The sequence below is a fragment of the Planctomycetia bacterium genome (assembly GCA_016795155.1).
GTDB lineage: Bacteria > Planctomycetota > Planctomycetia > Gemmatales > HRBIN36 > JAEUIE01.
The window spans coordinates 79564-97047 of record JAEUIE010000044.1 but is presented as its reverse complement, the minus strand read 5'-3'; the positions used below and the strand labels follow the sequence as shown (position 1 = coordinate 97047).

General features: G+C 51.6%; 14 protein-coding genes. 5 read left to right on the top strand and 9 right to left on the bottom strand.

Features of this window, described 5'->3' with window-relative positions; genetic code table 11:
* The first annotated feature begins 220 nt into the window (after positions 1–220).
* From JNJ77_15195 to JNJ77_15175, 5 genes are all read left to right on the top strand, one after another.
* Positions 221–2722: a phenylalanine--tRNA ligase subunit beta gene (locus JNJ77_15195; GenBank protein MBL8823931.1), complete on the top strand. Its 2502-nt coding sequence runs from the start codon at positions 221–223 to the stop codon at positions 2720–2722.
* A gap of 10 nt (positions 2723–2732) precedes the next feature.
* On the top strand, positions 2733–4145 hold the full coding sequence (hemG, locus tag JNJ77_15190; GenBank protein MBL8823930.1) for a protoporphyrinogen oxidase: 1413 nt from the start codon (positions 2733–2735) through the stop codon (positions 4143–4145).
* Positions 4145–5038, top strand: coding sequence for a histone deacetylase (locus tag JNJ77_15185; protein ID MBL8823929.1), 894 nt, complete (start codon positions 4145–4147; stop codon positions 5036–5038). Before hemG ends, JNJ77_15185 begins: the two co-directional genes overlap by 1 nt.
* A gap of 73 nt (positions 5039–5111) precedes the next feature.
* Positions 5112–6533: a DUF1501 domain-containing protein gene (locus tag JNJ77_15180; GenBank protein ID MBL8823928.1), complete on the top strand. Its 1422-nt coding sequence runs from the start codon at positions 5112–5114 to the stop codon at positions 6531–6533.
* Positions 6503–9703: a DUF1553 domain-containing protein gene (locus tag JNJ77_15175; GenBank protein ID MBL8823927.1), complete on the top strand. Its 3201-nt coding sequence runs from the start codon at positions 6503–6505 to the stop codon at positions 9701–9703. Before JNJ77_15180 ends, JNJ77_15175 begins: the two co-directional genes overlap by 31 nt.
* On the opposite strand, the gene JNJ77_15170 is transcribed toward JNJ77_15175, so the two are convergent.
* The 9 genes from JNJ77_15170 to JNJ77_15130 all read right to left on the bottom strand — a co-directional run bounded on the left by JNJ77_15170 (position 9700) and on the right by JNJ77_15130 (position 17450).
* Positions 9700–10038, bottom strand: a complete 339-nt coding sequence (locus JNJ77_15170) for a DUF5615 family PIN-like protein (GenBank protein ID MBL8823926.1) — start codon at positions 10036–10038, stop codon at positions 9700–9702. The two genes, JNJ77_15175 and JNJ77_15170, sit on opposite strands and share 4 nt — an antisense overlap.
* Positions 10028–10375 carry a DUF433 domain-containing protein gene (locus JNJ77_15165; protein ID MBL8823925.1) on the bottom strand — a complete coding sequence of 116 codons (348 nt, stop codon included), beginning with the start codon at positions 10373–10375 and terminating at the stop codon, positions 10028–10030. The genes JNJ77_15170 and JNJ77_15165 overlap by 11 nt, the downstream gene beginning before the upstream one ends.
* 40 nt (positions 10376–10415) lie before the next feature.
* Positions 10416–11033 carry an NADH-quinone oxidoreductase subunit B gene (locus JNJ77_15160; protein MBL8823924.1) on the bottom strand — a complete coding sequence of 206 codons (618 nt, stop codon included), beginning with the start codon at positions 11031–11033 and terminating at the stop codon, positions 10416–10418.
* A gap of 36 nt (positions 11034–11069) precedes the next feature.
* Complete coding sequence (locus tag JNJ77_15155; GenBank protein ID MBL8823923.1) at positions 11070–11873, bottom strand: 4-hydroxy-tetrahydrodipicolinate reductase; 804 nt, start codon at positions 11871–11873, stop codon at positions 11070–11072.
* A gap of 57 nt (positions 11874–11930) precedes the next feature.
* Positions 11931–12290, bottom strand: a complete 360-nt coding sequence (locus JNJ77_15150; protein MBL8823922.1) for a hypothetical protein — start codon at positions 12288–12290, stop codon at positions 11931–11933.
* 60 nt (positions 12291–12350) lie between these two features.
* Entirely contained in the window at positions 12351–14180 is a 1830-nt protein-coding gene (gene glmS / locus JNJ77_15145) for a glutamine--fructose-6-phosphate transaminase (isomerizing) (GenBank protein MBL8823921.1), read from the bottom strand.
* A gap of 52 nt (positions 14181–14232) precedes the next feature.
* Positions 14233–14775, bottom strand: coding sequence for a GNAT family N-acetyltransferase (locus JNJ77_15140; protein MBL8823920.1), 543 nt, complete (start codon positions 14773–14775; stop codon positions 14233–14235).
* A 92-nt stretch (positions 14776–14867) separates the two neighbouring features.
* On the bottom strand, positions 14868–15194 hold the full coding sequence (locus tag JNJ77_15135) for a hypothetical protein (protein MBL8823919.1): 327 nt from the start codon (positions 15192–15194) through the stop codon (positions 14868–14870).
* Positions 15195–15206: 12 nt separating this feature from the next.
* Complete coding sequence (locus tag JNJ77_15130) at positions 15207–17450, bottom strand: hypothetical protein (GenBank protein ID MBL8823918.1); 2244 nt, start codon at positions 17448–17450, stop codon at positions 15207–15209.
* Between the last annotated feature and the right edge of the window lie 34 nt (positions 17451–17484).

The following is a 17484-nucleotide window of genomic DNA, read 5'->3' as shown; positions in this document are numbered from 1 at the left end:
CCGCAGCGCGAGCAAAGGGTATTGTGCAAGGACAGTAAGTTATTGCAGATATCCCCTCGCTGGCGCTTCGGGCTGCCATCGATGTTAGCCCGCATTGATAACTATGCAGTGAATTGGCACGGTTAACGTGAGTACACGCAAACCGTGGCACCCACTCCGTATGACTTCTATGCGTTTACACTTAGGGAATCTCTCAATCTAATTCATCAGGATATTGTTCATGAAGTTGCCTGTTTCCTGGCTTAAAGAATACGTTGATATCACGGTTTCTATCCCTGAGTTGGTTGACAAACTGACTCTGGCCGGGCTGGAAGTCATTAGTGCCAGGCTGATTGGGGTGAGTGTGCCGGAAGGATTGAAATGCAAGATTGAAGACCCGGGGCCGGTCTGGGCCAAGGACAAGATTGTCACTGCCCGCATACTCGAAATTTCCAAAGTGCCTGAAACCGACAAACTCAAGTTCGTCAAACTTGACCTGGGCAAAGGTGGCGAGCCGAAAACGGTTATTACCGGTGCCGGGAACATCAATCCTGGTGAAAGTGGCCAGGTGGTTGTGTTGGCCTACGCGGGTGCCATCCTTTTTGATGGCTACTCTGATAAGAAGGAACTGAAAGAACTCAAGCCAAAACCAATCCGGGGTTTCCCCAGCGATTCGATGGTCTGCTCAGTTCGTGAACTGGGTATCTCCGACGATCATGAAGGCATTCTGTTGCTGCCGGGAGAGACACCCGTTGGTGCGCCACTGGTTGATCTGCTAGGCGACATCGTTCTGGAGATAGATGTTCTACCCAACATGGCACGATGCAACTCGATCCTGGGATTGGCCCGCGAGGTAGCAGCCATCACAGGGCAACGTCTCAAATCACCATCACTTGCCGTATCTCAGCAGGGACCTGCTATTGCTGACAAAGTTTCGATAGAGATTGCTGATTCAACACTGTCCCGGCGTTATACAGCCATGCTCATCGAGCAGGTGAAGGTGCAGCCATCGCCTCACTGGATGCAGCGCAGACTGACTCTCGCGGGCATGCGACCAATCAATAATATTGTTGATATCACCAATTACATGATGCTGTTGTTGGGGCAGCCACTGCATGCTTTTGATTACGATACTCTGGTTAAGCGAGCAGGTGGCAAGTCGCCTGAGTTGACAGTGCGTCTCGCCCAAGCCGGGGAAAAACTGGTAACGCTCGATAATGTGGAACGTAAACTCGAACCGCATCATCTGGTAATTGCTGATACCGCAGGTGTAATCGCCCTGGCTGGCGTGATGGGTGGATTGGAAACGGAAGTCAGCGACAAAACCACTCGTGTCTTACTCGAATCAGCCCATTTCAATGCTGCAACGATTCGCAAGACTGCCCGCGAACTCAATCTCTTTAGCGAAGCGAGCATGCGTTTCAGCAAAGGGCTGCATCCAGAGCTGGCCTTACCTACTGCTGAGGGCACAGCTGAGTATCTGCGTCAGTTGGCAAGTGGTATGGTCTGCCAGGGTGCCGTTGATTGCTATCCGGCTCCGCTGACGCCTGCTCCCATTAAACTCGAACTGGCATACGTTGAACGATTGCTCGGCATGGTAATTCCTGTTCAGGACATGGAACGCATTCTCCGTTCACTGGAATACCGTGTGGATATTCCCCCCGGTGGTGCAGTTCTCACCGTAGTTCCACCTGCGCATCGTGTTGATATTCAGCATGGTGCAGCGGATGTCGTGGAAGACATTGCCCGAATCTATGGCTATGACAAGTTGCCTGTCACATCGCTGGCAGATGCTTTGCCTCAACAGCTCGATAATCCATCGCTGATGGGCGAAGAGCGTGTACGGGATGTTCTGGCTGGTCTGGGACTGCAGGAAGTGATGAGTTATGCACTGACTTCCCCTGAACGCGAAGCACCACTGGGAATCTCCGGATCAGCAGTTGAGCTGGCGAATCCCATTCACAGCGAACGAGGCATCATGCGCCGCAGTGTGCTCGCCAGCGTGCTGCAGGTGGCTGCGATGAACTTGAAACACCGCTCTACGGTGAACTTGTTCGAGATAGGGAATGTGTACATTCCAAAATCAGATGCCAGGCTGCCTGAAGAATCCAGGCGACTGGTCATTACAATAACTGGACAGCGGTCAACAGATCACTGGGATACGACTGATAAGCAGCCATCGCTCGATTTCTTTGACCTGAAAGGGCTGGTGGAATCTCTGCTCTCACGACTTCACGTGCCATCGCTGGCTTTTGAACCATTGACAACAGTTGAACTCCATCCCGGTCAAAGTGCTCAGGTTAAGTCAAGTGAACAGATTCTGGGTAAACTAGGTCAACTTCACCCACAGGTTGCTAGTGCTTACGAGTTGGGAAGACACAAAATTCTGGTTGCAGACCTGGATCTCGAGAGCATCCTGTCACTGATGCCTGCATGGCATTCATTCCAGTCGATTTCAACTTTTCCACCTGTTTTGGAAGATATTGCCCTCGTTGTTGATGAAACTCTGCCTGCAGACAAGCTGGAAGCAGAAATTAAAGCGGGGGGTGGCGAATTACTGCGAGGCATTAGATTATTTGATGTCTATCGAGGCCAGAATTTACCAGCAGGAAAGAAAAGTTTGGCATATGCTTTAACATATCAGGCGATGGATCGAAGCCTGACGGATAAAGAGGTTTCCAAAGTGCGTGCAAAAATCGTGGGCCGAGTGGAAAAATTGCTTGGTGCGGTGTTGCGCGCCTGATTGATACTATATGCCGTTGAAGTCCCCCAGAGTGATCGTGGTTGGTGCCGGGCTGTCTGGCTTGGCGACTGCATTCCAACTGCAATTCAGGCTGCCTGATGCTTCCATCACGGTGCTGGAATCGCAGTCGAGGGTGGGGGGCATGCTGTGCACTGAATCAAAACGAGGCTACCTGCTCGAACATGGGCCGGCATCTTTCCCAGGCCATCGGCTCGGATTGATGAAACTCTGCGAACAATTGAAACTGACTCCGGAACTGCTGTCAACTTCGCAGACTCGTTTGAAACGGTACATGCTGCATGATGGCATTTTGCATCTCATACCAGGAACGCTGGGTAGTGCGCTATTATCCCCTATGTATGGCATGGGGAGCGCTTATCGGCTAATCAGCGAACGGTTTCGATTTGCTTCCCGTAATACTCTCGATGAAAGTGTATTTCAGTTCGCGGAAAGGCGTGTGGGCCGCGAATTGGGACAGATCATTGCTGATGCAGTAACCACGGAGCAATACGCAGGTGATGCCCGGGCCATCAGCATCAAGGCTGGCTTCGCACAGGCGGCTCGTGCCGAACGGGAGTATGGGAGCGTTTATCGTGGATTGACCAAGTTGCGGCTGGCTGAACGCAATGCGGCTAGACAGGCGGGCATCAAACTCGCTGACAATGTTACGACACACTATTCCTTTACAGAAGGTATGCGGACACTGGTGGACAAGCTCGACGGTCAATTGAAGCAACCGGCTGAACTCGGTGTTGGAGTGAAGTCGATAGCCCGTACTACTGATGAAACTGTTGGCCCGTGGCAAGTATATTGCAGCGACGGTTCCACACGTCCTGCTGATATGGTGGTTCTTGCATGCCCGGTGCACAAGCAGACCGCCATCGTAGCTGATCTCGATTCAGAACTCGCCGACTGCCTGATGACGATTCCGATGGCCGGAATTGTTTCCATCTCACTGGCGTACGCCAAGGAACATGTACCAGAGTTGAGTGATTGCCAGAGCATTCTGCTGCCTCAGCGATTCAAGAGAGACATCCTCAAGATCGAGTTCAGTTCATCCATGTTCCCTGGCCGGGCTCCAGAGGGAAAAGTGCTGATGCAGGTGACGATGGGTGGTTGGTTCCGCCGGGAAATGTTATCGTGGGATGATGATGCCCTGATACTCACAGCGCGACGGGAACTCCGAAACCTGTTGCATATCATCAAGCCTCCCAACTTCTGCCAGTTGCAGCGCTGGCCCCGTGCCATACCTCAATACACGCTCGGCCATACTCAGCGTGTGAGCCAGATGGAAACCTTTCTAAAGAAACACCCTGGGCTTTACCTGGGTGGCAATGCATATCATGGCGTGTCACTTCATGATGTTGCTACGCATGCTGAACGCATTGCCCGGCAAATCCGCGATGAGTGCCGGGTAAAATGATGGATGCCTGGTATTGTGATCAGTTTGTGTTGCCTTTGCCCGAAGGGCATCGCTTCCCCATGCAGAAGTATCGGCTTCTGCGTGAGAGGCTGGTTGCCGAACAGTTATCTATTTCGTTTCATGAACCTGCGTCGGTTACCGATCAGGATTTGTATCGCGCTCATGATCGTCGTTATGTACAACGGGTATTATTGGGGCAGATGACTGAAGCAGAGTTGCAACGACTGGGTTTTCCCTGGTCACAAGCACTTATTGAACGAAGCCGCAGATCATCGGGCGGCACACTGGCTGCCTGCCGGGCTGCACTGTCCGCTGGTTTTGCAGCTAACCTTGCTGGTGGTACGCATCATGCCGGCTACGACTTTGCAGAAGGTTTCTGCATTTTCAATGATTCCGCAGTTGCCATCAGAGCTTTACAGGCGGAAGAACTGGTCAAGAAGGTTATGGTGATTGATTGCGATGTGCATCAGGGTAACGGCACTGCTGATATTTTCCAGAACGATGATTCGGTGTTTACTTTTTCCATTCATGGCGAAAAGAACTTTCCATTACGCAAGGTTGCGGGCAAGCTCGATATCGGTTTGCCAGATGGCATGGGGGATGAAGAGTACCTTGGAACTTTGCAGCGAGGCTTGCATCAGGCTCTGAAAGTGTTTGATCCTGACCTTGCGATTTACCTTGCTGGGGCTGATCCTTTTGAAGGTGACCGATTGGGTAGATTGAAACTGACCAAAGCAGGTTTATTAGCCCGCGATAGATTCGTGTTTGATATCTGTCAGGAGCAGAATCTTCCGGTGGCGATTACGATGGCAGGTGGGTATGCCCAGAGTGTCGATGACATTGTTGACATACAGTTCAACACGGTAAGCGAAGCGTGCAGACGGATCGGTTGATTTACACATGGATTCCATTTCATATCCAGGCATTGGCTGTTAAGATAGGACTGTTGCTTGTGAGAGGTTGCAGATGTTGTTTCCAGTTCAGAATCTTCCCCGCCGTGCTTTTCTGCAGCAGTCTGCTTATGGCCTGGGTGCATTGGCACTGGGAGAACTTCTTGGCTGGTCTGCTGCCAGCGCTGTAGATGATAAGCCGCAAGGTATTCTGACCAAACTGCATCATCCAGCCAAAGCCAAGCGGGTCATTCATCTCTGCATGGCTGGCGGCCCATCGCAGCATGAATCTTTCGACTGGAAGCCCAAACTCAAGGAACTGAACGGCAAACCTTTCCCCGATTCGTTTACCAAGGGCCAGCAACTGGCACAATTGCAGAACACGAAACTGATTGCTCGTGGATCATTCGCCAAGTTCGAGAAGCATGGCAAAAGCGGACAGGAAATATCCGAACTCTTTCCGCACATCGCCAAGCATGCAGATGATATTGCAATCATTCGATCGATGCAGACGGAACAGATTAATCACGACCCGGCTCATGCTTTCATGAACTCTGGCTCGATTATCAAAGGTCGACCCAGCATGGGATCGTGGATGCTCTACGGCCTGGGGGCAGAAACTGCAAATCTGCCTGGGTTTATCGTTTTGACATCGACGAGCAAAGCTGGCGGCGCTCAGCCTATTTCTGCCCGGCAGTGGTCTGCTGGGTTTTTGCCCAGCAAGTTCCAGGGCATTCTGTTCCAATCGAAAGGTGAAGCAGTCCACTACGTAGGCAGTCCGCCCGGAGTTTGCCAGAGCACTCAGCGTCAGGTGATCGATGAGATTCAGCGGCTGAATGGCATGTTGGCGGCTGAGAAAAATGACCCTGAAATTGCTACGCGCATTGCTCAATATGAAATGGCATTTCGCATGCAGACTTCGGTGCCTGAACTGACCGATTTCAGCAAGGAAACCAAAGCTACGCTGGAACAGTATGGGATCAAGGAGGCGGGTGATGGCAGCTTTGCATCCAACTGCCTGATGGCCCGTCGCCTGGCGGAACGTGGTGTGCGATTCATTCAGCTTTATCATCGTGCATGGGATCATCATGGCGAAATCGAAAAGAGCATGAAGATTGCTGCGAATGATGTGGACCAGGCAAGTGCAGCGTTGCTGGCTGATCTGAAACAGCGAGGCTTGCTCGATGATACGCTGGTGATCTGGGGTGGCGAGTTTGGTCGTACACCCATGGGTCAAGGTACAGGCCGCGATCACCATATTCTTTCCTTTGCCATCTGGATGGCAGGCGGCGGCATCAAAGGTGGCATCACGTATGGTAACACCGATGAACTAGGCTACCGATCCGTGGAGAACGTAGTGAGCGTGCATGATCTGCATGCCACCATGCTGCATCTATGTGGCATCGACTACCAGCGCTTTAGCTTTAAGTATCAGGGGCTGGATATGCGGTTGACCGGTGTAGAGCCATGCCGGGTAGTGCAGGATGTGGTGGGATAATGAAGAGTATCACCTTTTCACTGCTGATTCTTTTGATTGCTCCAGTCTCCTTCTTCGCCCAGCCACCCGACTTTGGGCGTGATATTCTGCCCATCCTTTCCGACAAGTGCTTTCATTGTCACGGCCCGGATGCACAGACTCGAAAAGGTAAACTTCGTCTCGATACAAAAGAAGGAGCTTTTCGGCTCAAGCAAGGCAAAGCAGTAATCATCCCCGGTAAAAGCGAGGAGAGTGAACTCTTTCAACGAATCACTTCACAAGATGAGACGGAGTTAATGCCGCCCAGGGAATCGAATCGGTCGTTAACAGAGAAACAGAAGCAACTCCTGAAGCAATGGATCGATAGTGGAGCCAGGTGGGAACAGCATTGGGCGTTTGTCGCTCCGCAAAAGCCGGCGCTACCAGCAGTGAAACAAGCAAGCTGGGTGAAGCAACCAATCGACCGGTTCATTCTGGCAAAGCTGGAATCTGTCGGCTTGAAACCGCAGGCTGATGCCTCGAAGGAAGCCTGGCTCAAACGCGTGTCGTTCGACCTGACCGGGTTGCCGCCAACATTGGCTGAGCTTGATGTATTTCTGGCCGATACGTCGGAGAAGACGTTTGAAAAACAGGTGGATCGCCTTCTTGCTTCTCCGCGCTATGGCGAACGGATGGCAACCGATTGGCTCGATTTGGCTCGCTATGCCGACACGCATGGATATCAGATGGATCGCTACCGTTCTATGTGGCCTTGGCGCGATTGGGTGGTGAAGGCGTTCAATCAGAATTTGCCTTACGATCAGTTCATCACCTGGCAGCTGGCTGGCGATCTGCTGCCCAATGCTACGAAGGATCAACGCCTGGCGACGGCATTCAATCGGCTGCACATGCAGAACGAAGAAGGTGGCGTGATTGAAGAGGAATATCGCGTTTCCTATGTCGTTGATCGGGTGAACACCTTCGGCACCGCTTTTCTGGGCATGACTTTCGATTGCACCCGCTGTCATGATCATAAGTATGATCCGTTTACGATTAAGGATTACTATTCCCTATTCAGTCTGTTTCAGAATATTGATGAATCAGGGCAGACGAGTTACTTCACTTCATCCATGCCGGTACCGACGCTGCTTTTGAGTGATGAGAATACCGACAGAAAATTGGCTGAGGTGAGGACCCGCCAGGCAAAAGCAGAAAAGAATCTCCAGGAAACTCTCACTCAACCTTACATTCAGTCGAAATTTACGAACTGGCTGAAGAACGACCGGGTAAACACGTTCCGCACACGGCCCTACGCTCATTTCACGTTCAATGAACTGAAAGAAAACAAAACTTTCAATCGGCTGACAAAGCAGAACCCAGCTCAAGCTCACGAGAACCCTCAACTGGTTGCAGGACATGAAGGGCAGGCAGTTCTACTCGATGGCGAGAATGGCTTTACTTTCCCCAAGCTGGGACACTTTTCTCGCACTACGCCATTCAGTTTCAGCTTGTGGATCAAGCCACCGGCCCCTACGCCTCGTTCGGTGGTGCTCCATCACAGCAGAGCACCCATCGATGCAGGCAGCCGAGGCTACGAACTGCTACTCGAACAGAATCATGTGGCGTTCGGCATGCACCACATGTGGCCTGGCAACTCGCTGAAAATCAAAACAATCAAGCCTTTGCCTGCTGACCAGTGGACACAGATTGCAGTCACTTACGATGGGTCAAGCCAGTCTGCAGGCATTCGCATCTACCGTAACGGCCAATCTGTTGAAGTCGAAGTAGTGCGAGATCATCTCTACAAGGACATTACCTACGAAGGTGGAGAGCCTGATCTGACCTTGGGTTATCGTTTCCGGGACAATGGCTTTAAGGGCGGTATGGTGGATGACCTCTGTTTTTACACTGGTTGTCTCACACCATGGGAAGTGCTGGCTACATTTGATCCAGCACAGGCGGAACAACTGAAGCTGAAACCAATGGAGCAACTGACCGAAGCTGAAAAGCAGATGTTTCGCGTTCACTTTCTGAAATACCATTGCTTCATCATCCAGGTACTGAATGGTGTCATTTCCAGTTGCCGTGACGAGATCAATAAGATCACGAATCCCATTCCCGAAGCGATGGTGATGCTGGAGTTACCTCAACCCAAGCCTGCATTCATTTTGAAACGTGGCGCATATGATGCACCCGGTGACAAGGTGACGGGGGATGTGCCTGCGGTGTTCCCATCCATGAAGCCTGATATGCCCCGTAATCGGCTTGGGCTGGCCCGCTGGTTGCTTGAGCCGGATCATCCACTCACTGCACGGGTGGTAGTCAATCGCCTCTGGCAACAGATGTTCGGCAATGGCCTGGTAGAAACCAGTGATAACTTTGGCACGCAGGGTTCACGCCCTACGCATTCCGAACTGCTGGATTGGCTGGCTCGTGAGTTTGCTCAGCCGAGCGATCCCGAGGCTAAGCCGTGGGACATGAAAAGGCTTCTCAAGATGATGGCTCTCTCAGCAGCGTATCGCCAAAGCAGCCAGGCATCAGCGGAGCATCGCAGTAAGGATGGAGATAACAAACTGCTGGGCCATTATCCAGTTCGCCGGTTGTCAGCAGAAATGCTTCGTGATCAGGCATTGTTTGCCAGTGGCTTGCTCGTGGAAAAACAGGGTGGGCCTGCGGTCAAGCCGTATCAGCCTGATGGTTTATGGGAAGTGGCGATGGGCAATCCGAAATATGATCGGAGCAAAGGGCCAGATCTCTATCGTCGCAGTCTGTACACGTTCTGGAAGCGTACGGTACCTCACCCAGCTATGATCACGTTCGATGCAGCAGAGCGTAATGTCTGTATCGTCCGCAGGCAATCTACCAGTACTCCTTTGCAGGCACTTGCGCTGCTGAACGATGTGCAGATGGTGGAAGCAGCGAAGATAATGGGCCAGCGGATGCATCAGTCTGGCGGTTCGCGGGAAGAGCAACTGGCCTGGGCATTCAGAAACGTAACAGGTCGTGCATCAACGCCCCGTGAACTCGACATCCTGGGCAAGCTCTGGAAAGAACAGTTTAGCTTGTATGAGAAAGATCAGGCAGCCGTACAGAAACTACTGGCTGTGGGTGAGACGAACGTCAATGACAGGTATCCTGCTGCTGAACTGGCTGCCAATACGGTCGTTGCACTGGCATTATTCAATCATGATGAAGCAGTGCATCGGCGTTAGGCGTATATGAGTTGCTGAAAGACTTCATCGGGATCCATGACTTCCCACATCAATTCGATAAACCGAACCACTGGCCCAATCTTCTGTCGATCTTCGTCTTTGAAGATCACAATACCCTGATGCTGAGTTCCCTGCTGATGCAGAAATACAAAATCGTGATCACAGGTTACCAGTACTCGATTTTGCTCCAGGCAATATTGAATCTGACTGTGATCGTCAGCCTGCAGCAAGTCTACTGATTTACTGCTTGTGGTATCGATGCCTCGCCGAAGAAGAGATTGGGCAATGACATGTCCCATATTTTCATCAAGGTGAAACTTCAGATTACGAGCCATTTTTCTGTTTGAGTCGGGTTTTCAACATCGATTCGTGCTGCCCGCGATATTGCTCCAACTGTTGCACAGCATTCTGGTGATGCTGATGGAGTTGTTCACGATGATCCCAGTAATAGGACAGTGCAGCGTGAATGTTGGATGGAGTGAGCTGTGGATAAAGAGCAATGATCTGATCTACCTGCATGCCTTCCCGTTCATAACACCAATAGATGTCCCAGACACGGATACGTGTACCATCTACGCGAGGTTGGCCATGACAGGTATCTGCAGTGGCAACGATGTGCGGATGTTGAACTGAGGGGCCAGATGATGAGGAGGACAGTACACTTGTGGACATGGTTTAATTGTATCATGTCAACTACTGAAAATGCAAATACTCACTTCCCCTTCACCGGCACTGCAGCCTGCTTAGTCTTGAGGGCAAACTCATTCGCCAGTTCAATCGTGGCCATTTCCAGTGGCACGCGAACCTTGCCCAGATGACGAGGTTCCACAACAATCTGTCGTTCGCCTCTGGTGAAACCCTTTTCCGCAGCAATCTTGTCCTGCACCCGCATCAGGCCTTCCAAGAGTGCTTCAGGCCGGGGCGGGCAGCCTGGTACATAGACATCCACCGGCACCACCAGGTCAACACCTTTCACCACGTTGTAGGCATATTTGAAATATGGTCCGCCTGAACAGGTGCAGGCTCCCATAGCAATGACATACTTAGGATCAGGCATCTGCTCGTACAAGCGGCGAACCCGGCTGGCCATCTTCATGTTCACTGTGCCTGCCACAATCATCAAGTCAGACTGACGAGGCGTAGCCCGGAAAGCGCCGGAACCAAAGCGATCGATGTCGTACTTCGATGCACCAGTAGCCATCATCTCGATGGCACAGCAGGCCAGGCCAAATGTCATGGGCCAGAGGCTGTTCTTGCGTGCCCAGTTGACAGCAAATTCGAGCGTTGTGGTGACAACCCCTTCCGATAATGCACCTTCCAGCAAACCCATGTAAAATTCCTTGCTGTCTTGACCTTGCCGATTCGATTACAGTCCCAGTACATCTGCCATCGTGTACCAGCCTGGGCCTTTGCTGATCAGGAACGCTGCTGCTTCCAGAGCTCCCTTGGCAAAGGCATCTCGGCTGCTGGCCTTGTGTTGCAGTTCCAGCGTTTCCCCCAGTGTGCTGAAAAGAACGGTATGGTCTCCAACGTTATCACCGGCACGCACAGCATGAATACCGATTTCCTGTTTGGAGCGTTCGCCAACGATGCCCTCGCGTCCATGTTTGACGGGCACTTCCCCTACCTGTTCCTGAATGATCTGCGACAGACGCAAAGCCGTCCCACTGGGTGAATCTTTCTTGAACCGGTGATGGCGCTCGATGATCTCGATATCGAAATCCTGGGTTTTGAGGGCGGCCGCAGCCTGGCCTACCAGTTTCATCATCAGGTTCATGCCCAGGCTAAGGTTGGCAGCAACCAGTAGTGGCATATCGTGCGCAGCTTCCTTCAAAGCATTCATTTGCTGTACGCTATGCCCGGTGGTGGCAACCACCATGGGAATACGATCTACCTTGCAGAGCGGAAGCAGGGAGGCAGTGCCTTCAGGTGATGAAACATCGATCACCAGATCAATCACTCGATCCTTGGGCCAGGCATGAGTGATGGCAATACCTTCCAACTCAGGCAATGCTGCCACCAGGCCTAAATCCATGCCCCCTTTGGGATGATCCGCATGTTCCAGTCCTGCAGCAACCTGAAAACGTTTATCTGCTGAAGCCAGGTGAATGATCCGCAACCCCATGCGTCCACAGACGCCATTAACCAGCAACGATATCTCATTGGCCATTGATGCACTCCGCGTGATGTACATCTGCTAATGTATGGGAATTATCACAGGAAAAACTCAGGCACCCCAGCGAGCTCGCACTTCAGGCAGCGGATACTCCGTTACAGGCAGACCAAGTGTGGGAATTGCCTGCAGACGCTGCCAACCCTGGGTAATTCGTTTCTCTTCTTCGCGAACAAAATCTGCATCCAGTTCACGTTTATCAAACAAACCCGGACAATATACTGGCTCAAAATTCGCATCAATGATGAATTGTGAAATAGCAGGATTACAACACAGGTGTCGTTCCTGGGAAATGGTCAGTACTTCGGGACTGATTTCACCGAGGATGTAGCGAAGGTACAAATCGGAATCAGTGATGTTTTCAACATCTTTACCGCAGACATCGCAGAGATAGCCTTGATCGCAGCGGGCCATTTTTAGTGCTGAGTGCTCAGTGCTGAGTGCTGAGGAGAGAAAACTCAGCATTCAGCGGTTTCATTCTACAGTCACGCTCTTGGCAAGGTTGCGGGGTTTATCAACATCGCAGCCTCGCAGCAGAGCAATTTCATAAGCCAGGAGTTGCAACGGAATGGCGACTACCAGTGGCTGCAGGCATTCTGCTACATCAGGCACATAAATGACATCATCAGCCCGGTGTGCCACATCGTCATCGTTTTCGCTGGCGATGGCTATGATTGGCCCGCCTCGTGCCTTGATCTCTTCCAGATTGCTCATGACCTTGTCGAACACGCTGCCGCGAGGCATGAGGAACACCGAAGGCGTTTCCTTATCTACCAGGGCAATAGGGCCGTGTTTCATTTCTGCTGCAGGGTAGCCTTCGGCATGGATGTAACTGATTTCCTTCAGCTTGAGAGCGCCTTCCAGGGCGACCGGATACAGATATTGCCTGCCCAGATACAAAACATTCCGCACATGAGCATACTTGGCTGCCACCTTCTTGACATGATCATGACACTGCAAAGTGCGGCGAACCTGGTCAGGAATCTGCCTGAGTTCCTGAATGATGCGTTCCCCGGCGGTGTAGGACATGTGCCTCATGCGGCCGAACAGAATGGCGAGCATGGTGAGCACCGCCACTTGCGAGGTAAATGCCTTGGTGCTGGCCACGCCGATTTCGGGGCCGGCATGGAGGTACACGCCGCCATCAGCTTCACGGGCTATGGTGCTTCCTACCACGTTGCAGATGGAGAGCGTGGGATGCCCCATGCGTTTGCTTTCACGCAAAGCTGCGAGGGTGTCTGCAGTTTCACCCGACTGGGTGATCGTCAACATAATGGTATTGCGATCAATCGGCGGATTACGATACCTGAACTCGCTGGCGTATTCCACTTCCACCGGCAGCCGGGCAAACTCTTCAAACAGATATTCCCCGACCAGACCGGCATGGTAGCTGGTACCGCAAGCAGTCAGAATGACCCGTTCCACCTGGCGGAGCTTTTGCGGCTCGAGATTCAAACCGCCGAAGTGGGCAGTCATCGCCTCGGTATCCAGGCGGCCTCGCATGGCGGCCTGCAGGGTTTCAGGCTGCTCATAGATCTCCTTGAGCATGTAATGGGGGAAGGAACCCTTGTCAGCATCCTCTGGTTTCCAGTCGATTTCCTCGACCGTGGCTTCCACGGGTGTTTCATCTCGATCAAAGATGCGATAACTTTCAGGGGTCAACACGCACATCTGGCCATCGGTCAGGTAAACCACGCGACTGGTGTAGCCAAGCAGAGCGCTGGGATCGGAAGCGAGGAACACTTCTCCTTCGCCAATGCCGAGAACCATCGGGCTGCCTAGCCTGGCTCCGACGATCAGTCCCGGATCACGCTTGCTCAGCACCGCCAGGCCGTAGGTTCCTTTGAGCAGAGGCAACACCTTGCGGATGGCAGCAACCAGATCGCCTTCGTAATGATGGGCAATGAGATGAGCGATAACTTCCGTATCGGTTTCGCTTTTAAAGGAGTAACCCAGTTCTTTGAGGTGCGCCTTGAGAGACATGTAGTTATCAATCACGCCGTTGTGAATGACAGCCAGCATGCCATCATGTCCACCCAGGTGCGGATGTGCATTGGCATCGGTCACGCCGCCGTGTGTGGCCCAGCGAGTATGACTCAGGCCGATGGTTCCTGGTGCGGGGCTATCGCCGAGAATGTTAGCGAGGTTGGCAATGCGCCCCGCCTTCTTGCGAATGTGCAGGGTAGGGCCAGTCTGGGTAACAATACCGGCGGAATCGTACCCACGATATTCCAGCCGGCGCAGGCCTTCAATCAGAATGGTTTCAGCTTCGCGAAAACCGGTGTATCCTACAATGCCACACATAAACATCCTCTTGCTGAATCTTGCTATTATTCTGGACGAACCATGTTATCGTTTAACGGGGCTGCAGGGGAACCCCACCTGGATGCAGTTCGCCGGTAGCCTGCCTCAGAAGGCCAGTTGTTGTTGTTTGCGTTGTGACTTTGACGATGTCCTTTTTGCCAACCACCGTGAAGCCACATTCCCCTTCGTAAAGAGGTCGCAAACTTTCGCGACTGGTGAGCATCACATATGGCACACCTCTTCGATAGGCTTCGTTTAAAGTGCGCTTCACGAGTGCCGCTGCAATGCCCTGCCTGCGGGCTTCGGGATGTACCACTACATAATCGATCTGCCAGTTCACCGGAGCCGAGACCAGTAGCATGCCTTTGATCATCGCATTGGCTGGGTCCTGGATCATGGCGACATGGCGAACTGCCTGCCAGATGGTCAGGAATTTCTGCCTGGTGCGGAATTGCGATGCGATGAAATCCCACAAAGCCCGGCAAGCGGGTTCATCTGTCAGGAAAGCCTGCACGCTCAAGAAGGTTACCGGATGTGATACCGGCCGTTCCGAAGTAGGCTGACAGATGTAGTACAATTCCGCTTCTGCGGACATCGACGTCACCGGTTTATTGACAACAGTTGAAAATTCATACCATGTCTAACTTACTTCAGAGTATGGCCCGGCGTCAACTTCACGACGGGATATTATTGATTTGTTGCGTTCTTTCGCAGGAAATTCGCAAAGTCACTGGCATCGCGAATGACTGACAGAGGATATCGGGCCACCTCCCTGAAATCATCACCATCTGGTTCAATGATCACATACAGAGGCAACTGGATGTCTTTGAATCGTTCTTTCTGGAATTTCTTGATCTTTTCAGCATCCGCCTCCTGGACATCAATCGTTGTAGCCTGCAATTTCTCAACAGGGTAATACTCAAGCGGTACCGTGTCCGTGTACTGCTTCAAAAGCGTATACTTGGCGAACTCGGTCTTGATTTCAGGCAATGAGAAGAAACTCTTCTCGTTCAAAGCGCAGTTGGTTCAGGTAACACCTGTGAAATCGATGAAAATACGTTGCTTGCGTGTCTTGGCATCGACCATCGCTTCAGGTAGAAAGCCAAACCATTTGTGGGCAGGAGCGGCAGCGCCTTTTTCACTGGCGAAGGCGAGCTTGATAGGTTTCGTATCGCCACCGGGCAAGAGGAATGATTCAATCCAACTGTAGATGACGCCTGCGGGTCTGAGCTTTTCACCATCGGGGCTGCGGAACATGGCAGGGAACAGATAGATGCCCAATGAAATGAAAACAATACTCCAGATCAACCTGCCGACACCAATCGTTTTCTTCTCATCGCCATGATCATCGTGAGGAAGTTTGTAAGTGCCAAGTAGATAGATGCCACACAGGAAACATATGGCGATGTAAAGGCTGATACAGACATCGAAAGTCAGAAACTCGGGCAAACCAGCTTTCCAGCGCATTTCTGCGGAACGGAAGAACTTGATGGCTGCTGCTACTTCCAGGAAACCCATGACAACTTTCATGGTGTTAAGCCAGCCACCACTCTTTGGCAACGCTTTGAGACAGGAGGGGAACAGGGCAAGCAAGAAGAAGGGTGAAGCAAAAGCCACAGCAAAACCCAAGGCACCGGCAATATTCCAGAGTACCGGTCGTTCAGCTGCAGTGGCACCAGCAAAACCACCCAGGAATGGAGCCACGCAGGAGAAGCTGATAATGGTGAAGGTCATGGCCATGAAGATGGTACCGATGTAACCACCTTTCGATTCGCCTGCTGAAGTCCAGCGAGTCAGGAAGCTGGGCAAAGTGATTTCATACGCTCCGAACAAACTGAGTGCGAAATAAATAAACAAGGCACCTATCACCAGATTGGTGGAGCCGAGTTGTGCGAGTTCCTGGAAGGTTTGGATAAAGAAGTAGGCAATAAACGACATCGAGATGATGATGCTCAAAGTGTAAACCGCGGCATTGATGATCGCTTCTTGACCAGTTTTGTTTTGTTTAAGAAAGAAGCTGACTGTGATGGGAATCATCGGGAAGACGCAGGGTGTCAGCAGCGTAATGAAACCGAAAATGACGCCTTTTAACGTGAAGGACCAGAGCGTTTCTTCCGATTTGTCTGCCGTAGCAGTCTTGGTTTCAACTGCTTTCTGCGGACGCTCCACGGTGTCTGTTTTTTTTGAACGAATACCGGCAGGGTCGGCGATTTTCAATTTCGCATTGGGGTCAATCGTATCGGGGTCTTCAGGTGGCTGACTTGGTTTCTTGGAAGGTGCAGTGTTCTGCACTGCTGGGTTGATAATGATTTCAAAATCGAACGGCTTGGAATAAGGAACGCAACCCATCTTGTCGCAGACCTGAGTTACTAGCGAGATGGTGAATTTTGCTTTGCCCGCCGATGCATTCGACTTGATCTTGAGAGGAACTTCCAGTGTCACCGGGCTGTCAAAATAACTGACTGTAGCACCTAGTGCTGCTTCCAGCTTGTCCTTGGGTTCCGGTTCCTTGATATTGCCTGAACGTTCGACAGATGCTTCTTGTTCGTTCTTGACTCGAACGGAAGTAACAAAGCTGGCAGCGTTGCTGTCTTTCTGCACGGAAGGATAGGTATGAAAGCCGGGTTTTACATCCAGGTTCAGCTTCAGAGTGATGGTGTCACCAGGCTTGCCTTCCAGGGCGCTCAGGCTGGCACTGGTTTCCATGCGATCTTTTGAGCCAGCAGTTTCATCGTCTGATTCAGCAGATACTTTCTTGGCAGGTGGAGTTGATTCAGCTGTTTTGATCGAAAGCTCAAAATCGAAGGTTTTGGTAAATGGTACACAGCCCATGTCGTCGCAGACCTGGGTAACCAGAGAGATGCTGAACTTGGTTTTGCCTGTTGCATTGGCTTTGATTTTGAGCGGTACTTCCAGCGTCACAGGTTCATCAAAGTAACTGACAGTGGCATTAAGGGCTGCTTCCAGTTTGTCCTTCGGTTCAGGTTCCTTGATTTTGCCGGTCCGCTCAACCGGTGCATCCTTTTCATTTTTAACGCGAATCGAGGTAACAAAGGCAGATGCATTGCTGTCTTTTTGAACAGATGGGTAGGTGTGAAATCCAGGCTTAACATTCAAATCTACTTTGAGTGTGATGGTCTCGCCTGGCTTGCTTTCCTTGACAGACAGGCTGGCATCAGCTTCCATCCGTTCTTCTTGAGCGCGAGCCTGAGAAACCAGGCTCAGCAGCAGCAGGCAAACTAACCATCCCTGCTGAAAGAGATGTGCCATGACAACTCCAGAATATCTGTAACGTAAGAACAAT

Bases quoted from the DNA above. Each gene is read 5' to 3' on its own strand.
- JNJ77_15195 (MBL8823931.1), top strand. From the start codon at position 221: ATGAAGTTGCCTGTTTCCTGGCTTAAAGAATACGTTGATATCACGGTT.
- hemG (MBL8823930.1), top strand. From the start codon at position 2,733: ATGCCGTTGAAGTCCCCCAGAGTGATCGTGGTTGGTGCCGGGCTGTCT.
- JNJ77_15185 (MBL8823929.1), top strand. From the start codon at position 4,145: ATGGATGCCTGGTATTGTGATCAGTTTGTGTTGCCTTTGCCCGAAGGG.
- JNJ77_15180 (MBL8823928.1), top strand. From the start codon at position 5,112: ATGTTGTTTCCAGTTCAGAATCTTCCCCGCCGTGCTTTTCTGCAGCAG.
- JNJ77_15175 (MBL8823927.1), top strand. From the start codon at position 6,503: ATGCCGGGTAGTGCAGGATGTGGTGGGATAATGAAGAGTATCACCTTT.
- JNJ77_15170 (MBL8823926.1), bottom strand. From the start codon at position 10,038: ATGGCTCGTAATCTGAAGTTTCACCTTGATGAAAATATGGGACATGTC.
- JNJ77_15165 (MBL8823925.1), bottom strand. From the start codon at position 10,375: ATGTCCACAAGTGTACTGTCCTCCTCATCATCTGGCCCCTCAGTTCAA.
- JNJ77_15160 (MBL8823924.1), bottom strand. From the start codon at position 11,033: ATGGGTTTGCTGGAAGGTGCATTATCGGAAGGGGTTGTCACCACAACG.
- JNJ77_15155 (MBL8823923.1), bottom strand. From the start codon at position 11,873: ATGGCCAATGAGATATCGTTGCTGGTTAATGGCGTCTGTGGACGCATG.
- JNJ77_15150 (MBL8823922.1), bottom strand. From the start codon at position 12,290: ATGGCCCGCTGCGATCAAGGCTATCTCTGCGATGTCTGCGGTAAAGAT.
- glmS (MBL8823921.1), bottom strand. From the start codon at position 14,180: ATGTGTGGCATTGTAGGATACACCGGTTTTCGCGAAGCTGAAACCATT.
- JNJ77_15140 (MBL8823920.1), bottom strand. From the start codon at position 14,775: ATGTCCGCAGAAGCGGAATTGTACTACATCTGTCAGCCTACTTCGGAA.
- JNJ77_15130 (MBL8823918.1), bottom strand. From the start codon at position 17,450: ATGGCACATCTCTTTCAGCAGGGATGGTTAGTTTGCCTGCTGCTGCTG.